General features: G+C 71.9%; 19 protein-coding genes. 10 read left to right on the forward strand and 9 right to left on the reverse strand.

Annotation, left to right across the window (positions count from 1 at the left end; all coding sequences use genetic code 11):
• The first annotated feature begins 11 nt into the window (after positions 1 to 11).
• Entirely contained in the window at positions 12 to 1,106 is a 1,095-nt protein-coding gene (gene lgt / locus O1Q96_RS10985) for a prolipoprotein diacylglyceryl transferase (protein WP_269247984.1), read from the forward strand.
• Positions 1,107 to 1,168: 62 nt separating this feature from the next.
• On the opposite strand, the gene O1Q96_RS10990 is transcribed toward lgt, so the two are convergent.
• The 6 genes from O1Q96_RS10990 to O1Q96_RS11015 form a co-directional block, all read right to left on the reverse strand.
• The gene (locus O1Q96_RS10990) at positions 1,169 to 1,960 is read right to left on the reverse strand and encodes an HpcH/HpaI aldolase/citrate lyase family protein (protein ID WP_269253563.1); all 792 of its coding nucleotides are present in this window, start codon (positions 1,958 to 1,960) and stop codon (positions 1,169 to 1,171) included.
• A 74-nt stretch (positions 1,961 to 2,034) separates the two neighbouring features.
• A complete protein-coding gene (locus O1Q96_RS10995) occupies positions 2,035 to 3,243 on the reverse strand; it encodes a CaiB/BaiF CoA transferase family protein (RefSeq protein ID WP_269247985.1) in 1,209 nt (402 codons plus the stop codon).
• Complete coding sequence (locus O1Q96_RS11000; RefSeq protein WP_269247986.1) at positions 3,240 to 4,691, reverse strand: ADP-ribosylglycohydrolase family protein; 1,452 nt, start codon at positions 4,689 to 4,691, stop codon at positions 3,240 to 3,242. The genes O1Q96_RS10995 and O1Q96_RS11000 overlap by 4 nt, the downstream gene beginning before the upstream one ends.
• Positions 4,688 to 5,839, reverse strand: a complete 1,152-nt coding sequence (locus O1Q96_RS11005) for an ADP-ribosylglycohydrolase family protein (protein WP_269247987.1) — start codon at positions 5,837 to 5,839, stop codon at positions 4,688 to 4,690. Before O1Q96_RS11005 ends, O1Q96_RS11000 begins: the two co-directional genes overlap by 4 nt.
• 7 nt (positions 5,840 to 5,846) lie before the next feature.
• The gene (locus O1Q96_RS11010) at positions 5,847 to 7,202 is read right to left on the reverse strand and encodes an ADP-ribosylglycohydrolase family protein (RefSeq protein ID WP_331276034.1); all 1,356 of its coding nucleotides are present in this window, start codon (positions 7,200 to 7,202) and stop codon (positions 5,847 to 5,849) included.
• The gene (locus O1Q96_RS11015) at positions 7,199 to 8,206 is read right to left on the reverse strand and encodes an ADP-ribosylglycohydrolase family protein (protein ID WP_269247988.1); all 1,008 of its coding nucleotides are present in this window, start codon (positions 8,204 to 8,206) and stop codon (positions 7,199 to 7,201) included. The genes O1Q96_RS11010 and O1Q96_RS11015 overlap by 4 nt, the downstream gene beginning before the upstream one ends.
• 260 nt (positions 8,207 to 8,466) lie before the next feature.
• Here O1Q96_RS11015 and O1Q96_RS11020 point away from each other — a divergent pair, with 260 nt between their 5' ends.
• The 3 genes from O1Q96_RS11020 (at position 8,467) to O1Q96_RS11030 (ending at position 15,649) form a co-directional block, all read left to right on the forward strand.
• A complete protein-coding gene (locus tag O1Q96_RS11020) occupies positions 8,467 to 9,198 on the forward strand; it encodes a VIT1/CCC1 transporter family protein (protein ID WP_269247989.1) in 732 nt (243 codons plus the stop codon).
• A gap of 402 nt (positions 9,199 to 9,600) precedes the next feature.
• Complete coding sequence (gene gltB, locus O1Q96_RS11025; protein ID WP_269247990.1) at positions 9,601 to 14,196, forward strand: glutamate synthase large subunit; 4,596 nt, start codon at positions 9,601 to 9,603, stop codon at positions 14,194 to 14,196.
• Positions 14,189 to 15,649, forward strand: coding sequence for a glutamate synthase subunit beta (locus O1Q96_RS11030; protein WP_269247991.1), 1,461 nt, complete (start codon positions 14,189 to 14,191; stop codon positions 15,647 to 15,649). The genes gltB and O1Q96_RS11030 overlap by 8 nt, the downstream gene beginning before the upstream one ends.
• 301 nt (positions 15,650 to 15,950) lie before the next feature.
• Here O1Q96_RS11030 and O1Q96_RS11035 read toward each other — a convergent pair whose 3' ends face one another.
• A complete protein-coding gene (locus O1Q96_RS11035) occupies positions 15,951 to 16,790 on the reverse strand; it encodes a chitosanase (RefSeq protein ID WP_269247992.1) in 840 nt (279 codons plus the stop codon).
• A 74-nt stretch (positions 16,791 to 16,864) separates the two neighbouring features.
• Between O1Q96_RS11035 and O1Q96_RS11040 the strand changes: the two genes are divergently transcribed.
• From O1Q96_RS11040 to O1Q96_RS11050, 3 genes are read left to right on the forward strand one after another with little or no spacing between them, the layout of a single operon-like run.
• Entirely contained in the window at positions 16,865 to 17,083 is a 219-nt protein-coding gene (locus O1Q96_RS11040) for a hypothetical protein (RefSeq protein ID WP_269247993.1), read from the forward strand.
• Between the two features lie 11 nt (positions 17,084 to 17,094).
• Positions 17,095 to 18,198: a hypothetical protein gene (locus O1Q96_RS11045; protein WP_269247994.1), complete on the forward strand. Its 1,104-nt coding sequence runs from the start codon at positions 17,095 to 17,097 to the stop codon at positions 18,196 to 18,198.
• A gap of 36 nt (positions 18,199 to 18,234) precedes the next feature.
• Entirely contained in the window at positions 18,235 to 18,954 is a 720-nt protein-coding gene (locus O1Q96_RS11050; protein ID WP_269247995.1) for a vWA domain-containing protein, read from the forward strand.
• 51 nt (positions 18,955 to 19,005) lie between these two features.
• On the opposite strand, the gene O1Q96_RS11055 is transcribed toward O1Q96_RS11050, so the two are convergent.
• Together O1Q96_RS11055 and O1Q96_RS11060 are read right to left on the reverse strand one after the other, a co-directional pair.
• A complete protein-coding gene (locus tag O1Q96_RS11055) occupies positions 19,006 to 20,088 on the reverse strand; it encodes an acyl-CoA dehydrogenase family protein (RefSeq protein ID WP_269247996.1) in 1,083 nt (360 codons plus the stop codon).
• Positions 20,088 to 21,296 (reverse strand): acyl-CoA dehydrogenase family protein, encoded by a 1,209-nt coding sequence (locus O1Q96_RS11060; protein WP_269247997.1) that lies wholly within the window; start codon positions 21,294 to 21,296, stop codon positions 20,088 to 20,090. Before O1Q96_RS11060 ends, O1Q96_RS11055 begins: the two co-directional genes overlap by 1 nt.
• 64 nt (positions 21,297 to 21,360) lie before the next feature.
• Here O1Q96_RS11060 and O1Q96_RS11065 point away from each other — a divergent pair, with 64 nt between their 5' ends.
• The 3 genes from O1Q96_RS11065 (at position 21,361) to O1Q96_RS11075 (ending at position 24,072) form a co-directional block, all read left to right on the forward strand.
• A complete protein-coding gene (locus O1Q96_RS11065) occupies positions 21,361 to 22,146 on the forward strand; it encodes an SDR family oxidoreductase (protein ID WP_269247998.1) in 786 nt (261 codons plus the stop codon).
• A 48-nt stretch (positions 22,147 to 22,194) separates the two neighbouring features.
• Positions 22,195 to 22,812, forward strand: coding sequence for a TetR/AcrR family transcriptional regulator (locus O1Q96_RS11070; protein ID WP_217460180.1), 618 nt, complete (start codon positions 22,195 to 22,197; stop codon positions 22,810 to 22,812).
• A gap of 102 nt (positions 22,813 to 22,914) precedes the next feature.
• On the forward strand, positions 22,915 to 24,072 hold the full coding sequence (locus O1Q96_RS11075) for an acetyl-CoA C-acetyltransferase (protein WP_269247999.1): 1,158 nt from the start codon (positions 22,915 to 22,917) through the stop codon (positions 24,070 to 24,072).
• The last annotated feature ends 14 nt before the right edge of the window (positions 24,073 to 24,086 follow it).

A 24,086-nucleotide genomic window follows, 5' to 3' on the forward strand; every position in this document is an offset into this window, starting at 1 on the left:
TCGACTCCGCCATGGAAATTGCCTACATCCCCAGCCCGTCGCGCGGAGTATACGAACTATTCGGCGTCATTCCGCTGCGCGGCTACGCGTTCTGCATCATCATCGGCGTCTTCGTAGCCGTCTGGCTCGGCAACAAGCGGTGGATCGCGCGGGGAGGCCGTTCAGGCACCGTGGCGGACATCGCCGTGTGGGCCGTGCCGTTCGGCCTCGTCGGCGGGCGGCTGTACCACGTCATCACGGACTACCAGCTGTACTTCAGCGAGGGTCAGGACTGGGTCGACGCCTTCAAGATCTGGGAGGGCGGCCTCGGTATCTGGGGGGCCATCGCCTTCGGCGCGGTGGGTGCCTGGATCGGCTGCCGCAGCCGTGGCATCCCGCTGCCGGCGTGGGCCGACGCCCTCGCCCCTGGTATCGCCCTCGCACAGGCCATCGGCCGCTGGGGCAACTGGTTCAACCAGGAGCTGTACGGGCGGGAGACGGACCTCCCCTGGGCGCTGCACATCACGTCCTCGACGGACGGCCGGGTGCCGGGCTACTACCACCCGACGTTCCTGTACGAGTCGCTGTGGTGCATCGGTGTCGCGGTCCTCGTCATCTGGGCCGACCGCCGCTTCAAGCTCGGCCACGGCCGCGCCTTCGCCCTGTACGTCGCGGCGTACTGCGCGGGCCGCTTCTGGATCGAGGCCATGCGGGTCGACGAGGCCCACCACTTCCTCGGGATGCGTCTCAACGAGTGGACCTCGATCGTCGTCTTCCTCCTCGCCGTGCTCTACATCGTGCTGTCGGCGCGGCGCAGGCCGGGCCGGGAAGAGGTCGTCGAGCCAAGCGCGTCCGACGGGGACACGGACGACGGCGCCGCGGTGGACCTGGACAAGAAGTCCGAGGACGAGAAGCCCGAGAACAAGAAGTCCGGGGACAAGAAGTCCGGGGACAAGAAGACCGACGGCGACGCCGGGTCCGACGAGACCAGGTCCGAGGACGAGAAGTCCGAGGGGGACGGCACGAAGCCGGTCGGGTCCGACGCCGGTTCCTCGGCTTCCGGGACCGCGGACTCGACGGGTTCCGCCGCGACGAAGGACGAAGCCGGGTCGGCGAAGAAGTCCTGACCTGAGCGAGTACGTGGACAGGGGCGCCCCCAGCACTGGGGGCGCCCCTGCCCTGTGTGCGGTCAGGGGCGGCGGGCCAGTGCCAGGGTGCGGTGGGCCCCCGCGACGACCGCCGCGTCGATGAAGCGGCCGTCGGGGAGGGCCTGGGCGCCGGGCCGGGTGGCCGCCGCCTCGATGACGGACTCGGCCGTCTCGATCTCCTGGGGGGTCGGCAGGTAGGCGGCCTCGATGACGGGGAGCTGGCGGGGATGGATGGCCGCGCGGCCGAGGAAGCCCAGGGCGCGGCCGTGGGCGCAGGACGCGGCCAGGCCGGCGAGGTCGTGCACGCGGGGATGGACGGACTGGGCCGGCGGGGCGAGATTCGCCGCGCGGGCGGCCAGGACCACTCGGGAGCGGGGCCAGTCGAGGCCCGTGTCGTCGCGTACCCCCAGGTCGGCACGGAGGTCCGCCTCGCCGAGACCGATGCCGCGCAGGGCGGGGTGGGCCGAGGCGATCGCGTACGCGTGCTCGACGGCGAGGGCGGATTCCAGGAGGGCGTACAGAGGGAGATGCGGGGCCCTGTCCGCCGTCCGTACGACCTGGGCAGGGGAGGAGACCTTCGGCAGACGCAGGCCCGCCAGGGCCGGGAGCGCGGCGAGGGCGTGGAGGTCGGCGGCGCACTCCGGGCCGTCCGGGGCGTTGACGCGGACGTGGACCGGGACCGGGTACGGCTCCGCGAGGAGGTCTGCGGTGGCGGCGCGGGCGTACTCCTTGCGGCCGGGGGCGACCGCGTCCTCCAGGTCGACGACGACCACGTCGGCGCCGGCGGTCAGGGCCTTCGCCACCACCTCGGGCCGGTCGCCGGGAACGTACAGCCAGGTGAGAGGGAGAGCTCCCCAGGCCCTCGCGGGTTCCGTGGCGGGTTCCGCGGCTCCCGCGGGTTCAGTGGTCACAGGGCGCCCTCCGCCCGGAGTTCGGTGATCTCGCCGACCGTCAGGCCGAGTTCGGTGAGCACCGTGTCGGTGTCGGCGCCGTGCGGACGGCCCGCCCAGCGGATCCCGCCGGGGGTGTCGGTGAGGCGGAAGAGGACGTTCTGCATGCGCAGCGGGCCCAGTTCGGGGTCGTCGACGGTGGTGATCGTGTCGAGGGCCGCGTACTGCGGGTCCTCCATGACGTCGGTGATGTCCTGGACGGGAGCCACCGCCGCCTCCGCCTTCTCGAACGCGGCGATGACGTCGGCGCGGGTGTGACGGGCGATCCACGAGCCGACCGCCTCGTCGAGGACGTCGGTGTGGCGGGCCCGGTCCGCGCCCGTGGCGAACCACGGCTCGGTGATCAGGTCGGGGCGGCCGACCAGGCGCATCACGCGTTCGGCGACCGACTGCGCCGATGTCGAGACGGCGACCCAGGTGCCGTCGGCGGTGCGGTAGGTGTTGCGGGGCGCGTTGTTCTGGGAGCGGTTTCCGGTGCGGGGCTGGACGTGGCCCAGCTGGTCGTACCAGAGCGGCTGCGGGCCGAGGACCGTGAGGATCGGCTCGATGATCGCCATGTCCACGACCTGTCCACGGCCCGTGCGGTCGCGGCCCGCCAGGGCCGTCATCACCGCGTACGCCGTGGCCAGGCCCGCGATGGAGTCGGCGAGGCCGAAGGGCGGCAGGGTCGGCGGGGCGTCCGGCTCACCGGTGATCGCGGCGAACCCGCTCATCGCCTCGGCGAGCGTGCCGAAGCCGGGGCGCCGCGAGTACGGGCCGAACTGGCCGAAGCCGGTGACGCGGGTGAGGACCAGCCGGGGGTTCGCGGCCGAGAGCTCCTCCCAGCCGAGGTCCCACTTCTCCAGCGTGCCGGGCCGGAAGTTCTCGATGATCACGTCGGTGGTGGCGGCGAGGCGCAGCAGGGTGGCACGGCCGCCGTGCGTGGAGAGGTCCAGGGTCATCGTGCGTTTGTTGCGTCCGAGGAGCTTCCACCACAGACCGATGCCGTCCTTCGACGGGCCGTGGCCGCGGGACGGGTCCGGCCGTCGGGGGTGCTCGACCTTGATGACCTCGGCGCCGAAGTCGCCGAGCATGGTGGCGGCGAGGGGGCCGGCGAAGAGGGTCGCGAGGTCGAGGACGCGGAGGCCGTCGAGGGGCGCCGGGGTGGTCGCGGTGGTGGGGGTCATGGGTGCGGGGCCTCCTGGTGGCTGGGACGGGCCGCCGGTGCGGCGGCCGGTGCGGCGGCCGGTGCGGCGGTCAGCCGGGCTGTCAGGTGGGCGAGGGCGTCGAAGCCGGTTCCGTCGAAGTCGCCGACGGAGGTGGCCAGGCGGTTCTTGAGGGGGGCCGTCCACCGGGGCGGGAGGGCCCGAGGGCTCCCGGCGAGCAGACCCGCGATCGAGCCGGACGTCGCGCCGTTGGAGTCCGTGTCCCAGCCGCCCGACACGGCACGGCAGACGGAGGCGGCGAAGTCGCCGTCCGCGTGGGTGAGGGCGGCGGCGAGCAGGGCCGTGTTGGGGACGGCGTGCACCCAGTGGTACGAGGCGTGGGTGGCGTGCAGTTCGTCCACGACACGGTCGAAGTCCCGCTGCTCCCGCGCCAGTCGGACCGCGTGGCGGACGGCCACGGCGAGGCGGGAGCCGGGGGGTACGACGGTGAGCCCCGTGCGGAGGCAGGTGTGGATGTCGCTGGTGCCGGTGGCTGCCTCGGACAGGGCGGCCGCCGTGAACATCGCCGCGTAGACGCCGTTGGCGGTGTGGGTGAGGGTGGCGTCCCGGTGGGCCTGTTCCGCGGCGGCCGCGGGGGTGCCGGGGTTGGTCCAGCCGTGGACGTCCGCGCGGATCAGGGCGCCGATCCATTCGCGGAACGGGTTGCGGTGGCGTGCCGTGTGCGGGGGTTCGACGCCGTCCAGGAGATTGCGGTAGGCGATGCGTTCCGCGGTGAACGTACGGCCTGCGGGGAGTTCGTCCAGCCAGAGCCGGGCCACGTCCGTGGTGCTGAAGTGCCTGCCGTGGCGTTGGAGCAACAGGAGGTTCAGGACGGGGTAGTTGAGGTCGTCGTCCTCCGGCATGCCGTCGATGTTCTCGGCGAGGGAGGTGGGGGCGGAGCGGCGGTTCCAGGGGAAGGCGGCCTTCAGCTCGGGCGGCAGGCCCCGTTCCGTGAACCAGGTGGTGAGGGGCCAGTTGCCGGTGGCCCGGGCGAGTTGGCGGATGCCGTCCAGAGGCAGCTTCTCCACCGGCTTGCCGAGCAGGCAGCCCGCGGCTCTGCCCAGCCAGGCGGCCTCCATGCGGGGCTGGAGTGCGGCGGGGGCCGGGGCAGGGCGCCCGGGCGCGCGGTGGGGGGCCGTTGTGGGCCAGTCGGGGCACAGGGCGCGGATCCTGGACAGGTCGGTCGGCTCCGTGTCCGCCAACGCGCTGGGCAGGTCCGCCAGTTCGTCCAGGAGGTCCCGGGCCAGTGCCCGCAGGTAGGGGGAGGCGGGGGTCTTGGACGAGCCCGCGCGCAGAGGCGTGTCCGGGCCGCCGGCCGTCCGCCAGCGGGCCGCGACGGCCGACGGCTCGCGGCCGTCCTGCCTCGCCTGACGGAGTTCGTGACCGAGCAGGTCCTCCGGCTGGACCCAGGTCAGACGCAGAGGGGTCATGACAGCTCCGCGTACGCCGTCTCGTGGGCCCGGCGGCGCCGTACGTCACGGGCGAAGATCTCGCGGGTCACCTCCGCGAGGGTCGTCGCGGGTGCCCGCAGGTCCAGACGGCTGGCCTCGGCGACCGTCTTGGCCCAGTCGGACGGGATCTCCGACCCCAGGGCGCCCGCCAGGGCACCGGACATCGTGGCGATGGAGTCGCAGTCGCGGCCGTAGTTCACCGAGCCCAGCACCGCGTGCCGGTAGTCGCCGCGGGAGACCAGCAGCATGGCGAGGGCCACCGGGAGCTCCTCGATGGAGTGGATGCGGGAGGGGCGGCGGGCGCCCAGGGACGGGCTCCGGTAGTCCGGGCCGACCGTGTCGTAGGGGGCGACCGCCTCGCGCACGGGGCGCAGCGCCGACTCGAAGTCCGAGTACCGCGCCGCCGTGTCGCAGACCGTCTCGATCGCGGCCCGCGTGCCGTCCTTCGCCACCGCCAGGCAGGCCTCGACCACCGAGTCCGGGGTCGCGCCCGGGGCACAGGCGGCCGCCACGGCCGCCGCGAAGACACCGGCCGCCTCCCGCCCGTACGACGACTGGTGGGCGCCCGCGATGTCCAGGGCCTCGGCGTAGGCGCCCGCCGGGTTCGCCGCGTTGACCAGGCCGACCGGGGCCATGTACATCGCGGCACCGCAGTTGACGATGTTGCCGGTGCCCGCCTCCCGGGGGTCCACGTGGCCGTAGTGGATCCGGGCCACCAGCCACTTCTCGGCGAGGAAGATCCGCTGGAGGGGGAGGGCGTCCGCCTCGAGTTCCGGGATCCAGCGGGGCGTTGTCATCAGGTCGGGCACCAGGTGCCCGGCGACGGCGTACGCGTCGAGATGGTCGCGGACCGTCGCGTACACCCGTACCAGGGCGTGCGTCATCAGGGTGTCGTCGGTCACGTGGCCGTCGCCCTTGTGGTACGGGGCGACAGGGCGGGCCGTGCGCCAGTCGTCGCCGTGCCAGGGGCCGACGATGCCGTGGACGCGTCCGCCGTGGCGTTCGGTGATCTGGTCGGGGGAGTAGCCCTCGACGGGGCCGCCGAGCGCGTCGCCGACGGCGGCTCCGACGAGGGCTCCGGTGATCCGTTCGTCGAGGGTTCCTGTTCCTTCTCCTTTGGGCGTCATGCCCGAATCATCCCTCCGGGAGGGCCAGTTCCGTCGCTTCCAGCAGTTCGGCGAGTCCGATGAGGTCCGTGCCGGTCAGCCGCGGCAGTGCGCAGCCGGACAGGGTGCGGCAGGTGTCGCGCCAGGCGGCGGGGATCGCCGCGCCGCCGCCGAGCGCGCCGGTCAGTGCGCCGGCGAGGGCCGGGGCCGAGTCCGCGACCCGGGACAGGCAGGCCGCCGCGGGCACGGCCTCCGCGATCCGGCCGTGTGCGGCGACGGCGAGCGCGAGGGCGACCGGGACGGTCTCGGCGGCGGCGATGCCGTAGCTGTAGACGTGGTCGACGATCTGGTGTTCCAGGAGGGGGACGACACCGAAGGCGCCGTGCCCCTCCGTCATGGAGTCACGGGCGAGCGCGAGGGCGTGCCGTGCGTTGCGGCCGATCTCCGTGGCCTCCGGGAGTTCGGCGAGGGCCGCCGCCGCGCAGGAGTCCACGTCCGCGCCGCCCAGCGCGAGTGCGACGGCCGCGGCCATCGCACGGGCGCCGTGCACGCCGTCACCGTCCTGTGTGTAGCGGGCGTCGAACTCGGCCAGTTCCGCGGCGGACCGGGCGTCTCCCGCGTGGGCCACCGCCAGTACGCACGCCCGTACGCAGGCCGCGTCGTCGAAGTAGTGGGGGTTGTCGTGGCCGGAGGCCGGCGGGCGCAGTCCGGCTGCGAGGTTTCCGAGGCCGGCCCGTACCGAGATGCGGGCGCGCAGGGGGAGTACGGCGGACTCGATCTCGGGGGCGCGGTCGGCTGCCGCGGCGACCTCGCTGGCCACGGCGTTCCAGGAGAGGTCGATGGCCGCGCGCATCCGGCGCTCCCGGCTCAGGTCGCCGAGCGCGCCGGCGTCGGCGGCGCGCAGGACCGCCTCCGCCGCGAACGCCGCCCATTCGGCGTCGTCCGACGGGCCGAGCCGCAGCGGCTCCGGTGGCTGGTTCAGGGCGATGGGGACGGGGAGGGTGGTCGTCGCGTTCTGTTCCGCGAAGGTGTCCAGCTCGCGGGTCAGGCGTCGTGTCCATTCGGGCATGCGGGCGGCTCGGTGCCTGGCCGCGGGCCAGCCTGCGGCGTCGCCCGCGGCCAGGCCCAGGAGGAGGCCCTCGATGCGGCGTCGGGCCTGGGGGCGGTGGGCGATGTGCGGGTCCGTGAGGGCTGGTCGCGCAGTTCCCCGCGCCCCCAGCAGAGGTTCCGGGCGGTTTGTCGCCTGCGGGTCCGTCGTGGCTGGTCGCGCAGTTTCCCGCGCCCCTGACGGGGTGCGGGCTGCCCCGGCTTTCGGTGGGGCGGTGAGGCCCAGCGCCGCCGCGGGGGCGCTGTCGAGCAGGTGGGTGGTCGGTTCGGGATTCACAGGGACACCTCGTCCGGGGTCAGCAGGTCCGCCACGTCCAGGACGTGATGGCCCTGCATGGCGGGAAGACAGCTGCCTCGGGCCGGGCCGATCGCCGCCGCCCAGGCGGCGGGGATCGCCGAGGCGCCCTTCGTCGCGCCGGCCAGGGCGCCCGCGACCGCGGCCGTGGTGTCGGCGTCCCGGCCCATGTTCACCGCCGTGAGGACCGCCTCCGTGAAGTCGCCGTCGGCGGCCGCGTACGCGCCGAAGGCGAGGGCCACGGCCTCGGGGGCCAGGTCGGTCCAGGGGTAGCCGCCGATGACGACGGCCGAGCGGACCGCGCGTTCGCCGCGGTGCGCACAGGCCACCGCCCGGCGCAGGGAGCGTGCCGTCCAGGAGTCGTCGGGGACGACGGCCAGTGCGGAGGCGACGACCACGATCGTCGGGGCGCCGGCCATCGCCGCCGCGACGCCCGCGGCGACCGCCTGGCCGCCGTAGATGCCCTCGCCGTCGTGGCTCACCGACCCGTCGATCGCCACCAGCCTGGCCGCCTCCGCGGGGCGGCCCGCCGCGAAGACGCCGAAGGGGGCCGCGCGCATGGCGAGGCCGTCGCTCCAGGCGTGCCGGTGCTGTGCGGAGATCGGGGCGGCCAGCCCCCGGCGCAGGTTCTCCAGCGTGCCCCGCTCGCTGAAGCCCGCACCCCGGAACGGGCCCTCGTCGCGGTCCGCGATCCACTGGTGCCAGGCCGCCTCCACGTGCCGGGCCGTGAGCGCCGAACCGTGCCGGGCGAGCAGCAGCCCCGAGAAGATCGCGTACTCGGTGTCGTCCGTGCCGGCCGGTTTCTCGGCCACGTACCCCGTGATGCGTCCCCAGCGCGCGCGGATCTCGGACGGCTTCATGTTCTCGGCCGGTGCCCCCAGCGCGTCACCCACGGCGAGCCCCAGCAGTGCGCCGCGCGCCCGTTCACGGAGAGCGGTGGCGCCTCCTGGCGCCGGGACCGGCGGAACGCAGGCAATCGAAGCCATGGCGGTGCCTCTCCGTCGCGGGGTCCCGGAAGGTCGGAAGGACCCTTTGCGCATGTGTCCCCACGGAGCGGTTCACCGGAGCCTCGCGCGCCTCAGCATCACCCGGTCGACATCTGTGCGCAGGTCACCACGGATGAGCGGATGAGGCGAAAGTGCAGGTAAGTACGGCCTTCCTTGCTGGCGAGCGAGAAATTTCAGGCGTACCTTCGGCGTTGTCCAAAAGTAGAACTAATCCAATCAAGCACCTGGAGGGCCCTGGAATGGCCATCATCGAGACCGAGGCGGCACTCCATGAGGCCCACCGCGACAACCACACCCACCGGGACGTGAACGGGGGGTGGCTGCGCCCGGCCGTCTTCGGCGCGATGGACGGACTCGTCTCCAACCTGGCGCTGATGACGGGCGTGGCGGGCGGAGCCGTCTCCTCCCGGGCCGTCGTCATCACCGGATTCGCGGGCCTGGCCGCCGGAGCCTTCTCCATGGCCGCCGGCGAATACACCTCCGTCGCCTCGCAGCGCGAACTCGTCGAGGCCGAACTCGACGTCGAACGCCGGGAGTTGAGGAAGCATCCCCAGGACGAGGAGCGCGAGCTGGCCGAGCTGTACCAGGCGCGGGGGGTCGACCCCGGTCTCGCCCGCGAGGTGGCCCGGCAGCTGTCCAGAGACCCCGAGCAGGCCCTGGAGATACATGCGAGGGAGGAGCTGGGCATCGATCCCGGCGACCTGCCCTCGCCCGCCGTCGCCGCCGTGTCGAGCTTCGGCTCCTTCGCCCTGGGGGCCCTGCTCCCCGTCCTCCCGTACCTGCTGGGCGCGACCACCCTCTGGCCCGCCCTGCTGCTCGCGTTCCTCGGGCTCTTCGCCTGCGGCGCGATCGTGGCCAAGGTGACCGCCAGATCCTGGTGGTACAGCGGGGCGCGGCAGCTCGCGCTGGGTGCGGCCGCCGCCGGTGTGACGTACGCCCTGGGCGGTTTCTTCGGTACGGCCGTAGGATGACCGCACCGCTGAGGTGATCGGCTATGCAAGGGACTGCATAAGTAGTCGTTACTCGGCGGTTTCGAATGCTTAACCACTGGGCATGAGCCGTAAGCGCTGCGGGCAATGACGCCCGCTCCTCCTGTGAAGCGGTGGGTGACGTTGCCTGCCGCGATCGGGCCGACGGTCATTGATCTGTCCGAAAAGGCCCCCTTGTTCAGCCGCCACGAGCGGCACCCCGCCGCACCCGTGGCGTCCGCATGCTGGAACGCGGTATCCGGTTCCCGAGATCCGTCCCATCATGTAACCTGCACGAAATTTTGCACCTTTCGCAGAGGGCCAACGTCGTCCCTCGGCACTCGCTCCCCCAGAGCCGCAAGAGCCTGGGAGGCGCCCCCAGCCACGACGACGACGGGAGAGCCGATGCGTACGCCGCGCCAGCCGTCCCAGCACTCCGAGAATGGCCAGAACTGGTCCTTCATGGATGCTCGCCCTGCCGCGCAGGGTATGTACGACCCCCGCAACGAGCACGACGCCTGTGGCGTCGGTTTCGTGGCCACCCTCACCGGCGAGGCGAGCCACGCGCTGGTCGAGCAGGCGCTCACGGTTCTGCGCAATCTGGAGCACCGCGGTGCCACCGGCGCCGAGCCCGACTCCGGTGACGGCGCGGGCATCCTGTCCCAGGTCCCGGACGCCTTCTTCCGCGAGGTGACCGACTTCGATCTGCCCGGGGCCGGTGCGTACGCGGTCGGTACCGCCTTCCTGCCCGCGGACGGCATCGACGCCGCCGTCACGCGCATCGAGACGATCGCCGCCGACGAGGGACTGACGGTCCTCGGCTGGCGCGAGGTCCCGGTCGCTCCCGGACTCCTCGGCGCCACCGCCCGTTCGACGATGCCCCTCTTCCGCCAGGTCTTCGTCACGGACGGGGCCAGCCAGGGCATCGAGCTCGACCGCAAGGCGTTCGTGCTGCGCAAGCGCGCCGAGCGCGAGGCCGACGTGTACTTCCCGTCGCTCTCCGCCCGCACCATCGTCTACAAGGGCATGCTGACCACCGGCCAGCTGGAGCCCTTCTTCCCGGACCTGTCCGACCGCCGCTTCGCCTCCGCGATCGCGCTCGTGCACTCCCGGTTCTCCACGAACACCTTCCCGAGCTGGCCGCTCGCCCACCCGTACCGCTTCGTCGCGCACAACGGCGAGATCAACACGGTCAAGGGCAACCGCAACTGGATGGCGGCCCGCGAGTCCCAGGTCGTCTCCGACCTGTTCGGACAGCAGGACAAGCTCGACCGGATCTTCCCGATCTGTACGCCCGAGGCGTCCGACTCCGCCTCCTTCGACGAGGTCCTGGAGCTGCTGCACCTCGGCGGCCGGTCCCTCCCGCACTCCGTGCTGATGATGATCCCGGAGGCGTGGGAGAACCACGACTCCATGGACCCGGCCCGCCGCGCCTTCTACCAGTTCCACTCCACGCAGATGGAGCCCTGGGACGGCCCGGCCTGTGTCACCTTCACCGACGGCACCCAGGTCGGCGCGGTCCTCGACCGCAACGGCCTGCGCCCCGGCCGCTACTGGGTCACCGACGAGGGTCTCGTCGTCCTCGGCTCCGAGGTCGGCGTCCTCGACATCGACCCCGCGAAGGTCGTCCGCAAGGGCCGCCTGCAGCCCGGCCGCATGTTCCTCGTGGACACCGCCGAGCACCGGATCATCGAGGACGACGAGATCAAGGCCGCCCTCGCCGCCGAGAACCCGTACGCGGAGTGGCTCGAAGCCGGCGAGATCGAGCTCTCCGACCTGCCCGAGCGCGAGCACATCGTGCATACCCATGCCTCGGTCACCCGCCGCCAGCAGACCTTCGGCTACACCGAGGAGGAGCTGCGCGTCATCGTCGCGCCGATGGCCAAGACCGGCGGCGAACCGCTCGGTTCCATGGGCACGGACTCGCCGATCGCGGCCCTGTCCGAGCGCCCGCGGCTGCTCTTCGACTACTTCACCCAGCTGTTCGCGCAGGTCACCAACCCGCCGCTGGACGCCATCCGCGAGGAGCTCGTCACCTCGCTGCGCTCCTCGCTGGGCCCCGCGGGCAACCTCCTCGAGCCGACCGCCGCGTCCTGTCGCAGCGTCACCCTGCCCTTCCCGGTGATCGACAACGACGAGCTGGCCAAGCTCATCCACATCAACGCCGACGGCGACATGCCCGGCATGAAGGCCGCGACACTGTCCGGCCTGTACCGCGTCTCCGGCGGCGGCGACTCGCTCGCCGCCCGACTCGATGAGATCTGCACCGAGGCCGACGCCGCCATAGAGAACGGCGCCCGGCTGATCGTCCTCTCGGACCGGCACTCCGACGCCGAGCACGCGCCGATCCCCTCGCTGCTGCTCACCGCGGCCGTCCACCACCACCTCATCCGCACCAAGCAGCGCACCCAGGTGGGCCTGCTGGTCGAGGCGGGCGACGTCCGCGAGGTCCACCACGTGGCCCTCCTCATCGGCTTCGGCGCCGCGGCCGTCAACCCCTACCTGGCGATGGAGTCCGTCGAGGACCTGGTCAGGGCAGGGACGTTCCTCCCCGGCATCGAGCCCGAGCAGGCCATCCGCAACCTGATCTACGCCCTCGGCAAGGGCGTCCTCAAGGTCATGTCCAAGATGGGCATCTCCACCGTCGCCTCCTACCGCGGCGCCCAGGTCTTCGAGGCCGTCGGCCTCGACCAGGCCTTCGTGCAGAAGTACTTCAACGGCACGGCCACCAAGATCGGCGGAGTCGGCATCGACGTCGTCGCCAAGGAGGTCGCCGCCCGCCACGCGAAGGCGTACCCGGCCAGCGGCATCGCGCCCGCGCACCGCGCCCTCGACATAGGCGGCGAGTACCAGTGGCGCCGCGAGGGCGAGCCGCACCTGTTCGACCCGGAGACGGTCTTCCGCCTCCAGCACTCCACGCGCAGCGGCAACTACGACATCTTCAAGAAGTACACGGACCGCGTGAACGAGCAGTCCGAGCGGCTCATGACGCTGCGCGGTCTCTTCGGCTTCACGTCCGGCCGCGAGCCGATCTCCCTCGACGAGGTCGAGCCGGCGAGCGAGATCGTCAAGCGCTTCTCCACCGGCGCCATGTCGTACGGCTCCATCTCGAAGGAAGCCCACGAGACGCTCGCCATCGCCATGAACCAGCTGGGCGCCAAGTCCAACACCGGTGAGGGCGGCGAGGACCCGGACCGCCTCTACGACCCGGCGCGCCGCTCCTCCATCAAGCAGGTCGCCTCCGGCCGCTTCGGCGTCACGTCCGAGTACCTGGTCAACGCGGACGACATCCAGATCAAGATGGCCCAGGGCGCCAAGCCCGGCGAGGGCGGCCAGCTGCCCGGCCACAAGGTGTACCCCTGGGTCGCCAGGACCCGGCACAGCACCCCCGGCGTGGGCCTCATCTCCCCGCCGCCGCACCACGACATCTACTCGATCGAAGACCTCGCCCAGCTGATCCACGACCTGAAGAACGCGAACCCGCAGGCGCGGATCCACGTGAAGCTGGTCTCCGAGGTCGGCGTCGGCACGGTCGCCGCGGGTGTCTCCAAGGCGCACGCGGACGTCGTCCTGATCTCCGGCCACGACGGCGGCACGGGCGCATCCCCGCTCACCTCGCTCAAGCACGCGGGCGGTCCCTGGGAGCTCGGCCTCGCCGAGACCCAGCAGACGCTGCTCCTGAACGGCCTGCGCGACCGGATCGTCGTACAGACCGACGGCCAGTTGAAGACCGGCCGTGACGTCGTCATCGCCGCGCTGCTGGGCGCCGAGGAGTTCGGTTTCGCGACCGCGCCGCTCGTCGTCTCCGGTTGCGTCATGATGCGCGTCTGCCACCTGGACACCTGCCCGGTCGGCATCGCCACCCAGAACCCGGCCCTGCGGGAGCGGTTCACCGGCAAGGCCGAGTACATCGTGAACTTCTTCAAGTTCATCGCCGAAGAGGTCCGCGAGATCCTCGCCGAACTGGGCTTCCGCTCCATCGAGGAGGCCGTCGGCCACGCCGAGACCCTCGACGTCGCCCGTGCCGTCGACCACTGGAAGGCGCAGGGCCTGGACCTGGCCCCGCTCTTCTACGTGCCCGAACTGCCCGAGGGGGCGGCCCTCCACCAGGTCATCGAGCAGGACCACGGCCTGGAGAAGGCGCTCGACAACGAGCTGATCAAGCTCGCCGCCGACGCCCTCGCCGCGTCCAGCGCGACCGACGCCCAGCCGGTCCGCGCCCAGGTCGCGATCCGTAACATCAACCGCACGGTCGGCACCATGCTCGGCCACGAGGTGACGAAGAAGTTCGGCGGCGCGGGCCTGCCCGACGACACCATCGACATCACCTTCACCGGCAGCGCGGGCCAGTCCTTCGGCGCCTTCCTCCCGCGCGGCGTGACGCTGCGCCTGGAGGGCGACGCCAACGACTACGTCGGCAAGGGCCTCTCCGGCGGCCGCGTGATCGTCCGTCCCGACCGGGGCGCCGACCACCTCGCCGAGTTCTCCACGATCGCGGGCAACACCATCGCGTACGGCGCGACCGGCGGCGAGCTCTTCCTGCGCGGCCGCACCGGCGAGCGCTTCTGCGTCCGCAACTCCGGCGCGACCGTCGTCTCCGAGGGTGTGGGCGACCACGGCTGCGAGTACATGACCGGCGGTCACGCCGTCGTCCTCGGCGAGACGGGCCGCAACTTCGCGGCCGGCATGTCGGGCGGCATCGCGTACGTCATCGACCTGAACCGCGACAACGTCAACGCCGGCAACCTCGGCGCCGTCGAGGCACTGGACGACGCCGACAAGAAGTGGCTGCACGACGTCGTGCGCCGGCACCACGAGGAGACGGCCTCCACCGTCGCCGAGAAGCTCCTGGCCGAGTGGGACACCGCCGTGGACCGCTTCAGCAGGATCATCCCCAGCACGTACAAGGCAGTGCTCGCCGCCAAGGACGCCGCCGAGCGAGCCGGACTCACCGAGTCCGAGATCACCGAGAAGATGATGGAGGCGGCGACCAATGGCTGATCCCAAGGGCTTTCTGAACCACGGCCGCGAGGTCGCCAGGACGCGCCCCGTCGAGGAGCGCGTCAAGGACTGGAACGAGGTCTACGTTCCGGGCTCCCTCCTGCCCATCATCCCCACGCAGGCCTCACGCTGCATGGACTGCGGCATCCCCTTCTGCCACAACGGCTGTCCGCTGGGGAACCTCATCCCCGAGTGGAACGACTTCGCGTACCGCGAGGACTGGTCCGCCGCGTCGGAGCGTCTGCACGCCACGAACAACTTCCCCGAGTTCACGGGGCGGCTGTGCCCGGCTCCCTGTGAGTCGGCGTGCGTGCTCGGCATCAACCAGCCCGCCGTGACCATCAAGAACGTCGAGGTCTCGATCATCGACAAGGCGTGGGACAGCGGCGACGTCGCGGCCCAGGCCCCCGAGCGGCTCTCCGGCAAGACGGTCGCGGTCATCGGCTCGGGCCCTGCCGGACTGGCCGCCGCCCAGCAGCTCACCCGGGCGGGCCACACGGTCGCCGTGTACGAGCGAGCGGACCGCGTCGGCGGCCTCCTGCGCTACGGCATCCCCGAGTTCAAGATGGAGAAGCGGCACATCAACCGGCGCATCGAGCAGATGCGCGCGGAGGGCACCCGCTTCCGTACGGGCATCGAGATCGGCCGCGACCTCAAGGCGACCGACCTGCGCAAGCGGTACGACGCCGTGGTCATCGCCGCCGGCGCCACCGTCTCCCGCGACCTGCCGGTCCCCGGCCGTGAACTGAACGGCATCCACTTCGCGATGGAGTACCTGCCGCTCGCCAACAAGGTGCAGGAGGGCGACTTCGTGTCGCCTCCGATCACCGCAGAGGGCAAGCACGTCGTCGTCATCGGCGGCGGCGACACCGGCGCCGACTGCGTGGGCACCGCCCACCGCCAGGGCGCGGCCTCCGTCACGCAGCTGGAGATCATGCCGCAGCCGGGCGAGGACCGCGCTCCCCACCAGCCCTGGCCGACGTTCCCCATGCTCTACAAGGTGACCTCCGCGCACGAGGAGGGCGGTGACCGGGTCTACTCCGTCTCCACCACCCACTTCGAGGGCGACGACGACGGCAACGTGCAGTGGCTGCACCTCGTCGAGGTCGCGTTCGTGGACGGCAAGCTGACCCAGAAGCCGGGCACGGAGCGCAAGATCCCCGCCCAGCTGGTCACCCTCGCCATGGGCTTCACGGGCACCGACCAGGAGAACGGTCTGGTCTCCCAGTTCGCCCTCGAACTCGACGAGCGCGGCAACATCGCGCGCGACGGCGACTACGCGACCAACGTTCCCGGCGTGTTCGTCGCCGGTGACGCCGGGCGTGGCCAGTCCCTCATCGTCTGGGCCATCGCGGAGGGCCGCTCGGCCGCCCGCGGGGTCGACCGCTTCCTGACCGGGGTCAGCGAACTGCCGGCTCCGGTCCGCCCCACGGACCGTTCCCTGATGGTCTGACGCTCCACCCCCAAAGACGTCCCGTACAACGGCGTACGGAACTGAGCGCGGCGCCCGCTGTGTCCCCGACCGGACTCCTGGTGGGCGCCGCGGTGCGTCTGGGAGCCTCCTGCGACTGGGGCTCCCGTCCGGGGGCCGGCGCCCCCAGGCCCCCGCTTCGGCCTTGCGGCCTCGTCCTCGCCGGACGGGCCGGAGGGTTTTCGTCCGCGGGTCGGTGGGGGCTGGTCGCGCAGTTCCCCGCGCCCCTGAGGACCGCGCCGTTCCCCGCGCACCCAAGCGATGACGCAGCCTCCCGCCGGGGTCAGCGGACCTCGTACGGCTGGCCGTAGACCTTCCACTTCAAGGGGGTGTCCAGGTCCAGGTTGCCGTCGTACAGGAACTGGCGCTGGGCCGTGTCCACCCGGGACGTGTCCCGTTTCTCTTCCTTCATCGTCTTCTTCCTGGCGTCCAGGAAGATGTCGAGGTAGGCCTCCTCCTCGCCGCCCTCCGCGGGAGTGTCCGCCTGCTCCATGGCCCGCTCGCGGATGCCGTAGAAGCCGGGATCGGTGCCGGGCCCGTGCATGACCATGGCGTCGTAGTAGATGAACTGGCCGAGCGCGCCCAGGCCGTCGCGCCGGGCGAGGCGGACCGCCGGGTCGAAGTACACCCGGTCGCGCTCGGAGTCCTGCGCGCGACGGAACACCGCTGTCCGGGACTCCGCCTTCCAGGCCGCGACGAACCCGGAGCCCAGCCCTTCGTGGGACTCGGAGCCGTCGACCTCCCGGAGTGCGGGGAGGTAGCGGGCCAGGGCGTTGTCCGGGTGGGACTTCGTGTAGCGCTCGACCAGGTCGAGCAGGTCGTGCGTACCGGTCGTGAAGCCGATGATGCCGGCGGTGTAACCACGGCCGTCGCCTATGTCCTCGACGTAGTCGTACTGTCCGCGCCAGTCGAGGCTGGAGTTCTCGGCGCTGGACACGATCCGCTGGGCCAGTTCCTTCTTGTCCGGCGAGTCCAGGCCGCCCCGTCCGTCGGCGGAGCGGGCGGGAGAGGCGGTCCGGGCGTCCGAGCGCGAGTCGTCACCGCTCTGGCCGGGCACGGCGAAGTACGCCGCCACCGCGACGAGAGGGACGGCGACGAACAGCAGACGGCCAGCGCGTTTCATGGGCAAAGAGTACGATCGGCCCTCAGCGGCGTGCCGCATCGGGTGGAGTGTCTGTGAGCGTCGGGGGAGGACCTGTGAGCGCGGAGGAACTGGCGCTGCTGCGGGCGGAGTTGGGCAGCCCCCTGCCGGAGGGCTTCGGGACGCTGGACGGCACGCAGGCCCGGTCGCTCGCCCAGGCACTGCGCCGGGCCCGGGAACGCAGGGCATCCGGACTGACGGAGGCCGTCGAGGATGCCCTCACCCTCGTACCGGCCCTGACCAGGGAACCTGTCCGCCGGATGCTCTTCCGCTAGGGGACAACCGCATGGACACGCTGCGCGGCAGAGCCGAAACCCTCAAGCTCGCCCGACTGCTGGACGTCGAACCACAGACGCTGGCGTTCCTCGAAGAGCTGCCCGTCGAGGACGTACGTCTCTTCCGCGAGCGGTCCGTCGCCGCACTCTTCGACGACACCCCCGGAACACTCGACCGCATCGCCGCCCTGACGAAACTCCTGCCCGCCGCTGTCGCCGCGGGCATCGCACAGAAGGCGCTGGGCCCACGCCTGGCCGCCGCACTCGCCGGCCGCCTCGAACCGGCCCGCGCGGCCGACATCATCGACCGGCTCCCCGCCGACTTCACGGCCCGCTGCTGCCACCACCTCGACCCGCGCCGCATCGCCGGGATCATGGGCAGGCTGGACGACGGCATCGTCGTACGCATCGCCCTCGTCCTCGCCGAGCGTGGCGACCACCTCACGATGGGCCGGTTCGTCGGCCACCTGCGGGACTCGGCCCTGAGGACGGTCCTGCCGCAGCTCGACGACACGACACTGCTGCGCACGGGCTTCGTCATCGACCATCCCGAACGGCTCGCACACATCGTCGAGCTGCTGGACGACGAGCGCGTCTCCTCGGTCATCGAGGCCGCGGCCGACCACGGCCTGTGGCCCGAGGCCATGGCCGTCGCGGGCATGGCGGCCGGCGCCCAGCGGACCCGGATCGCCTCACTGACCGCCGCACAGCCCGAGGCCCGCCTCGACTCGCTGGTACGGGTCACGGCCGAGCAGGACCTGTGGGAGTCGCTGCTGCCGATCGTGTCCCTGCTCAGCGAGGACGAGCTGCGAGCCGTCGCCGCGCTGCCCGCGCTGCGCGACCCCGCCGTGCTCGACGGTCTCGTGCGAGGAGTGGTGGCGACCGGCCTCTGGTCGGACTTCCTGCCCATGGTGGGGGTGCTGCCGCCGACCGCCCGACGGACCGTGGCGAAGGCCACCGGAGCGCTCGACGACCTCGACCTCGACGCACTGGCCCGCGGCGTCGACAAGGAGGACCTGTGGGAACTGGTCTTCCCACTCGTCGAGTTGATGGACGACACGGCCAGGCGACGGCTCCACGAACTGCCGGCCTTCCAGGAGCGGGCGGCCGGTTAGGCTCACCCGGTCGGATCATGGCCGGAAGGAGCCAGCATGGCCGGGATCAGTCTCACCAAGGTGGAGGAGAGCGCCCCCGCGCTGGTCAGCCTCTACAAGAGCGCGGGAGTCTCGCTCACCAAGCACGGCCTGAACGGGCAGCGTGCCGCTGTGTATCTCGTCGTCGACTACTCGGGTTCCATGAAGCCGTACTACGCGAACGGCAGCGTGCAGGCGCTCGCCGACCGGGTATTGGGCCTGGCCGCGCACTTCGACGACGACGGGACCGTGCCCGTCGTCTTCTTCTCCACGGACATCGACGCCGTCACCGACATCGCGCTCGACAACCACCAGGGGCGCATCGAGCGGATCGTCGCCGGGCTCGGGCACATGGGGAAGACGAGCTATCACCTGGCGATGGACGCCGTCATCGACCACTACCTCGACAGCGGCTCCAAGGATCCCGCGCTCGTCGTCTTCCAGACCGACGGAGGCCCGATCAACAAGCTCGCCGCCGAACGGTACCTGTGCAAGGCGGCGAAGCTGCCGCTCTTCTGGCAGTTCATCGGGTTCGGGGACACGTCGAGCAAGCAGTTCGACTTCCTGCGCAGGCTCGACGACCTGGCGGTCCCGGCCAAGCGGGTCGTCGACAACGCCGGTTTCTTCCACGCGGGTGCGGATCCGCGACGGGTCTCGGACGACGAGCTGTACGACCGCTTGGTGGGCGAGTTCCCCCACTGGCTGTCCGCGGCGCGGAGGCAGGGCATCGTCCGGTGACCGCACGGACGCTCCCACCGGGACCGGTTCGCGCCGAGGAGTACCACGAGCTCACGAACAGCGACGAGCACCACCACTGACGACGTCCGCGGCGAGCACCAGTTCCCGGCACTGCTGCGGGGTGCCCCAAGCGCCCCGCAGCGCCCGGGCCTTGGTCAGCCACAGGGACAGGTCGTACTCCGCGGTGTAGCCGATCGCGCCGTGCAGCTGCAGGGCCGTGCGGGCGGTCGCGTAGGCCGCCTCGCAGGCGGTGACCTTCGCGGCGGCGACGTCGGCCGGGTCCATCGTCAGCGCGGCGCCGAAGAGCAGGGGGCGCGCGAACTCCAGGCCGATCTTCGCGTCGGCGAGCCGGTGCCTGACCGCCTGGAACGAGCCGATGGGAACGCCGAACTGGCTGCGCTGCTTGACATAGGTGACCGTTTTGTCGAGGAGGGCGAGGCCCACCCCGAGGGCCTGGGCGGCGGTCGCGAGGCGGGCCCAGACGAGGGCCGCGTCCGCGCCGGAGGCGAGGTGGGGGCCGGCGGCAAGGAGTTCACCTCCGGGACGAGGGAGGCACAGCCGCCGGGCGGGGTCGAGGGAGCGGCGAACCCGTCCGCCCGGGGCTTCGGAGGAGCCGGATCCTGGAACAACCGTCAGCCGCAGCTCCCCGGTGCTGGGCTCCCCGGCCCCGGACACCGTTGCCCCGGACGCCCCGGTTCCGCCAGAACCCCCGGTCACGGTCAGTTCCACATCCGCGACGTCGCCGTCCAGCATGTACGGTCCTGAGCCCGGCAGGGCCACCGTTGCGACGGTCTCCCCGGCGGCCAGCCCCGGCAGGAATCTCTTCGCCGGACCCGGATCGGTGAGCAACGAAGCCGCCGCCACCGTCTCCACCAGCGGTCCCGGCACCACGTGCCTCCCCAACTCCACGAAGGCGACGGCCAGTTCGACGGGTCGAGGTCCGAAGCCCTCGTACGCCTCGGGCACCGCCAGTGCGAACACCCCCGCGTCGGCGACACGCGACCACAGGGCCCGCCCGGCCGTAGGGTCGCCGGCGCTCCACGACCGTACGACCGAAGGGGTGTCCGCCGCGGTCAGCAGGGCGTCCAGGGAGCGGGCGAACGCGGTCTGTTCGGCATCCAGGAGGAAACGCATCAGCGGCGTCCCTTCGGCAGGCCGAGCAGCCGCTCGGCGATGATGTCGCGCTGGATCTCGTTCGTGCCCGCGTAGATGGGTCCCGCGAGCGAGAAGACGTACCCCTCTGCCCATCCGCCGCCGTCCGCGCCGGCCGAAGGACCGTCCGCCGACTCCCCGTCCGGCGCCCGCCCGCCCGCCATCTGCCCGCCCGCCAGCTCTCCGTCCCCGCCGAGGAGATCGAGTGCCGTCTCGTGCAGCGCTATGTCGTACTCGGACCAGAACACCTTGTTCAGGCTGGACTCCGGCCCGACGGGCTCGCCGTCGAGGAAGCGGGACGCGGCCGCGTACGTGAACAGCTGGTAGGCGCGGGCGCCGATCACCGCGTCCGCCACGCGGTCACGGGTGAACGGGTCCCGGCCGTGCTCGCGCCAGAGCGCTGCCAGCCGGTCGGCCGAGGCCAGGAACCGGCCGGGGGAGCGGAGCGTCAGGCCGCGTTCGTTGCCCGCCGTCGACATGGCCACCCGCCAGCCCTGCCCGGGCTCGCCGATCACGTCCTCGTCCGGTACGAACACCTCGTCCAGGAAGAGTTCCGCGAAGGCGGGCTTCCCGTCCAGCCTGCCGATCGGGCGGACGGTCACGCCCGGAGCGCGCAGGCCGAACATCAGGTAGGTGAGGCCCTGATGGGGCTTCGGGGTGTCCGGCTCGCTGCGGAACAGGCCGAAGGCGCGGTCGGCGAACGCGGCCCGTGACGACCACGTCTTCTGCCCGCTCAGGAGCCAGCCGCCGTCCGTGCGTACCGCCCTGGACCTGAGTGAGGCGAGGTCGGAGCCGGCCTCGGGCTCCGACCAGGCCTGTGCCCAGACGACCTCGCCGGAGGCCATCGGCGGCAGGATCCGCGCGCGCTGCTCCTCCGTTCCGTGGTCGAAGAGCGTCGGCGCGAGGAGGTTGATGCCGTTCTGGCCGACCCGCCCGGGGGCGCCCGCCGCGTAGTACTCCTCCTCGAAGACCAGCCAGCGCAGGAGCCCGGAATCCCGGCCGCCGTACGCGGCAGGCCAGGACACCACCGACCAGCGGTCCGCGGCGAGTTCGGCCTCCCAGGCGCGATGGGCGGCGAAGCCCTCCTCGGTCTCCAGGGAGGGCAGCGGCCCGGCCGGTACGTGCACGTCGAGCCAGGCGCGGGCCTCGGCACGGAACGCCTCGTCGGCGGGTGAGTGGGTCAGGTCCATCGGGCGGCTTCCTTCGGTGGCGGCACGCTTCCCTAACAAGTGTTTGGTAGGTTAGCGTGGGCCCATGGCAGACGTCGAGGGTCCGGTGTACGTGCCCGGGCACGGGCTGTTGAAGGGGCGCACCGCGGTCATCACGGCCGCCGCGGGCGCCGGGATCGGTGGTGCCACGGCCCGCCGCTTCCTGGAGGAAGGCGCGCGCGTGCTGATCAGCGACGCGCACGAGCGGCGGCTGAAGGAGTACGAGGAGGAGCTGGCCGGGGAGTTCGAGGGGGTCGCCGCGCTCGCATGCGACGTCACCGACGGGACCCAGGTGCGCGCGCTCTTCGGCGCGGCGACGCGGCTGCACGGGCGGCTCGACATCGTGGTGAACAACGCGGGCCTCGGCGGCACTTCGGACCTCGTCGACATGAGCGACGAGCAGTGGTCGAAGGTCCTCGACGTGACACTGGGCGGCACCTTCCGGTGCACCCGCGAGGCCCTGCGGGCCTTCCGCGACGGCGGCCACGGCGGCGTGATCGTCAACAACGCCTCCGTCGTCGGCTGGCGCGCCCAGGCCGGCCAGGCGCACTACGCGGCCGCGAAAGCGGGCGTGATGGCACTGACCCGGTGCGCGGCCATGGAGGCGGCCGCCTTCGGAGTGCGGGTCAACGCCGTCTCGCCGAGCCTCGCCATGCATCCGCACCTGGTGAAGGTGACCACTCCCGAACTGCTGGAGGAGCTGACGTCCCGCGAGGCCTTCGGGCGGTACGCGCAGCCGTGGGAGGTGGCCAACGTGATCGTGTTCCTCGCCTCCGGCTACTCCTCGTACCTGACCGGCGAGGTCGTCTCCGTCAGCAGCCAGCATGCGTGAGCACTCCGCGTGGGGCCGGGCCGAGGCCCCGCACACCACAATGGAACCGTGCCTACCAAGAAGAAGCCCCAGGTGACCGCCTCGCCCGAGCGGCGCCGTGAACTCCTCGGTACCGCCGCCGAGGTCTTCGCCGAGCAGGGCTACAACGCCACCACCGTACGCAAGATCGCGGACCACGCGGGCATGCTCGCGGGCAGTCTCTACTACCACTTCGACTCCAAGGAATCGATGCTGGAGGAGATCCTGCGGACCTTCCTGGACGAGCTCTGGGACGGGTACGACACCGTCCTGGACGCCGAGCTCGGCCCGCGCGAGACGCTGGAGGCCCTGGTCACCGAGTCCTTCCGGGAGATCGACCGGCATCGCGCGGCCGTCGCGATCTACCAGAAGGAGTCCAGGCAGCTCGTCGCGCAGGAGCGCTTCGCGTTCCTCGCCGAGTCGCAGCGCAGGTTCGAGAAGGCGTGGCTGTCCACGCTGGAGCGGGGCGTGGCCGGCGAGGTCTTCCGGGACGACCTCGACATCCGCCTCACCTACCGCTTCGTGCGCGACACCGTGTGGGTCGCCGCGTCCTGGTACCGGCCCGGCGGACAGCACAGCCCCGACGAGATCGCCCGCCAGTACCTGTCGATGGTGCTGGACGGGATCGCCGTACGAGACCAGCCGTAGAGAGCGGCCGTACACGGCGAGAGAACATCCGTGGACAGCGAGAGAACAGCCGGGGAAGACAAGAGACCAGCCGTAGAAGGCAGTTGAAGCAGGGGAGTCGTCATGGCCGAGGCCTACATCGTCGAAGCGGTCCGTACACCCGTGGGGCGCCGGAAGGGGGGACTGAGCGGGGTCCACCCGGCCGACCTGGGCGCGCACGTGCTGAAGGCCCTGGTCGCGCGCTCCGGAGTCGACCCGGCCGCCGTCGAGGACGTCGTCTTCGGATGTCTGGACGCCGTGGGGCCGCAGGCCGGTGACATCGCGCGGACGTGCTGGCTGGCGGCCGGGCTGCCCGAGGAGGTGCCGGGGGTGACGATCGACCGGCAGTGCGGATCCTCGCAGCAGGCCGTGCACTTCGCCGCGCAGGCCGTGCTCTCCGGCACACAGGACCTCGTGGTCGCCGGCGGTGTGCAGAACATGACGCAGATCCCCATCGCCTTCGCCTCCCGCCAGGCCGCCGAGCCGCTGGGACTCACCCAGGGGCCGTTCGCCGGCAGCGAGGGATGGCGGGCACGGTACGGCGACCGGCCCGTCAACCAGTTCCACGGCGCCGAGCTGATAGCGGCCAAGTGGGGCATCAGCAGGCGGGACCAGGAGGAGTTCGCCCTGCGGTCCCACCAGCGGGCGCTACGGGCCATCGACGAGGGACGCTTCGCGCGCGAGACGGTGCCGTTCGGGGATGTCGCGGTCGACGAGGGGCCCCGGCGGGACACCTCGCTGGAGAAGATGGCCGGGCTGAAGCCCGTCGTGGAGGGCGGCACCATCACCGCCGCCTGTTCCTCGCAGGTGTCCGACGGGGCGGCCGCGATGCTGCTCGCCTCGGAGCGGGCCGTTCGTGAGCACGGCCTCACCCCCCGGGCGCGCGTGCACCACCTCTCCGTGCGCGGGGAGGACCCGATACGGATGCTGTCGGCGCCGATACCCGCCACCGCGTACGCCTTGAAGAAGGCGGGGATGTCCATCGGTGAGATCGACCTCGTCGAGATCAACGAGGCGTTCGCGCCCGTGGTGCTGGCCTGGCTGAAGGAGACCGGGGCCGACCCCGGGAGGGTCAACGTCAACGGGGGTGCGATCGCTCTCGGGCATCCGCTGGGCGCCACGGGAGTGAAGCTGATGACGAGCCTCCTGCATGAACTGGAGCGGACCGGAGGGCGGTTCGGGCTGCAGACGATGTGCGAGGGCGGGGGACAGGCCAACGTGACCATCGTCGAGCGGCTCTAGGCCGCTTGCCGGCT

The organism is Streptomyces aurantiacus (assembly GCF_027107535.1).
In the GTDB taxonomy this organism is placed as follows: domain Bacteria; phylum Actinomycetota; class Actinomycetes; order Streptomycetales; family Streptomycetaceae; genus Streptomyces.

Coding starts and splice junctions, on each gene's coding strand:
- lgt (WP_269247984.1), top strand. CDS start 12: ATGGAAATTGCCTACATCCCCAGCCCGTCGCGCGGAGTATACGAACTA.
- O1Q96_RS10995 (WP_269247985.1), bottom strand. CDS start 3,243: ATGACCCCCACCACCGCGACCACCCCGGCGCCCCTCGACGGCCTCCGC.
- O1Q96_RS11000 (WP_269247986.1), bottom strand. CDS start 4,691: ATGACCCCTCTGCGTCTGACCTGGGTCCAGCCGGAGGACCTGCTCGGT.
- O1Q96_RS11005 (WP_269247987.1), bottom strand. CDS start 5,839: ATGACGCCCAAAGGAGAAGGAACAGGAACCCTCGACGAACGGATCACC.
- O1Q96_RS11015 (WP_269247988.1), bottom strand. CDS start 8,206: ATGGCTTCGATTGCCTGCGTTCCGCCGGTCCCGGCGCCAGGAGGCGCC.
- O1Q96_RS11020 (WP_269247989.1), top strand. CDS start 8,467: ATGGCCATCATCGAGACCGAGGCGGCACTCCATGAGGCCCACCGCGAC.
- gltB (WP_269247990.1), top strand. CDS start 9,601: ATGCGTACGCCGCGCCAGCCGTCCCAGCACTCCGAGAATGGCCAGAAC.
- O1Q96_RS11030 (WP_269247991.1), top strand. CDS start 14,189: ATGGCTGATCCCAAGGGCTTTCTGAACCACGGCCGCGAGGTCGCCAGG.
- O1Q96_RS11035 (WP_269247992.1), bottom strand. CDS start 16,790: ATGAAACGCGCTGGCCGTCTGCTGTTCGTCGCCGTCCCTCTCGTCGCG.
- O1Q96_RS11045 (WP_269247994.1), top strand. CDS start 17,095: ATGGACACGCTGCGCGGCAGAGCCGAAACCCTCAAGCTCGCCCGACTG.
- O1Q96_RS11050 (WP_269247995.1), top strand. CDS start 18,235: ATGGCCGGGATCAGTCTCACCAAGGTGGAGGAGAGCGCCCCCGCGCTG.
- O1Q96_RS11055 (WP_269247996.1), bottom strand. CDS start 20,088: ATGCGTTTCCTCCTGGATGCCGAACAGACCGCGTTCGCCCGCTCCCTG.
- O1Q96_RS11060 (WP_269247997.1), bottom strand. CDS start 21,296: ATGGACCTGACCCACTCACCCGCCGACGAGGCGTTCCGTGCCGAGGCC.
- O1Q96_RS11065 (WP_269247998.1), top strand. CDS start 21,361: ATGGCAGACGTCGAGGGTCCGGTGTACGTGCCCGGGCACGGGCTGTTG.
- O1Q96_RS11075 (WP_269247999.1), top strand. CDS start 22,915: ATGGCCGAGGCCTACATCGTCGAAGCGGTCCGTACACCCGTGGGGCGC.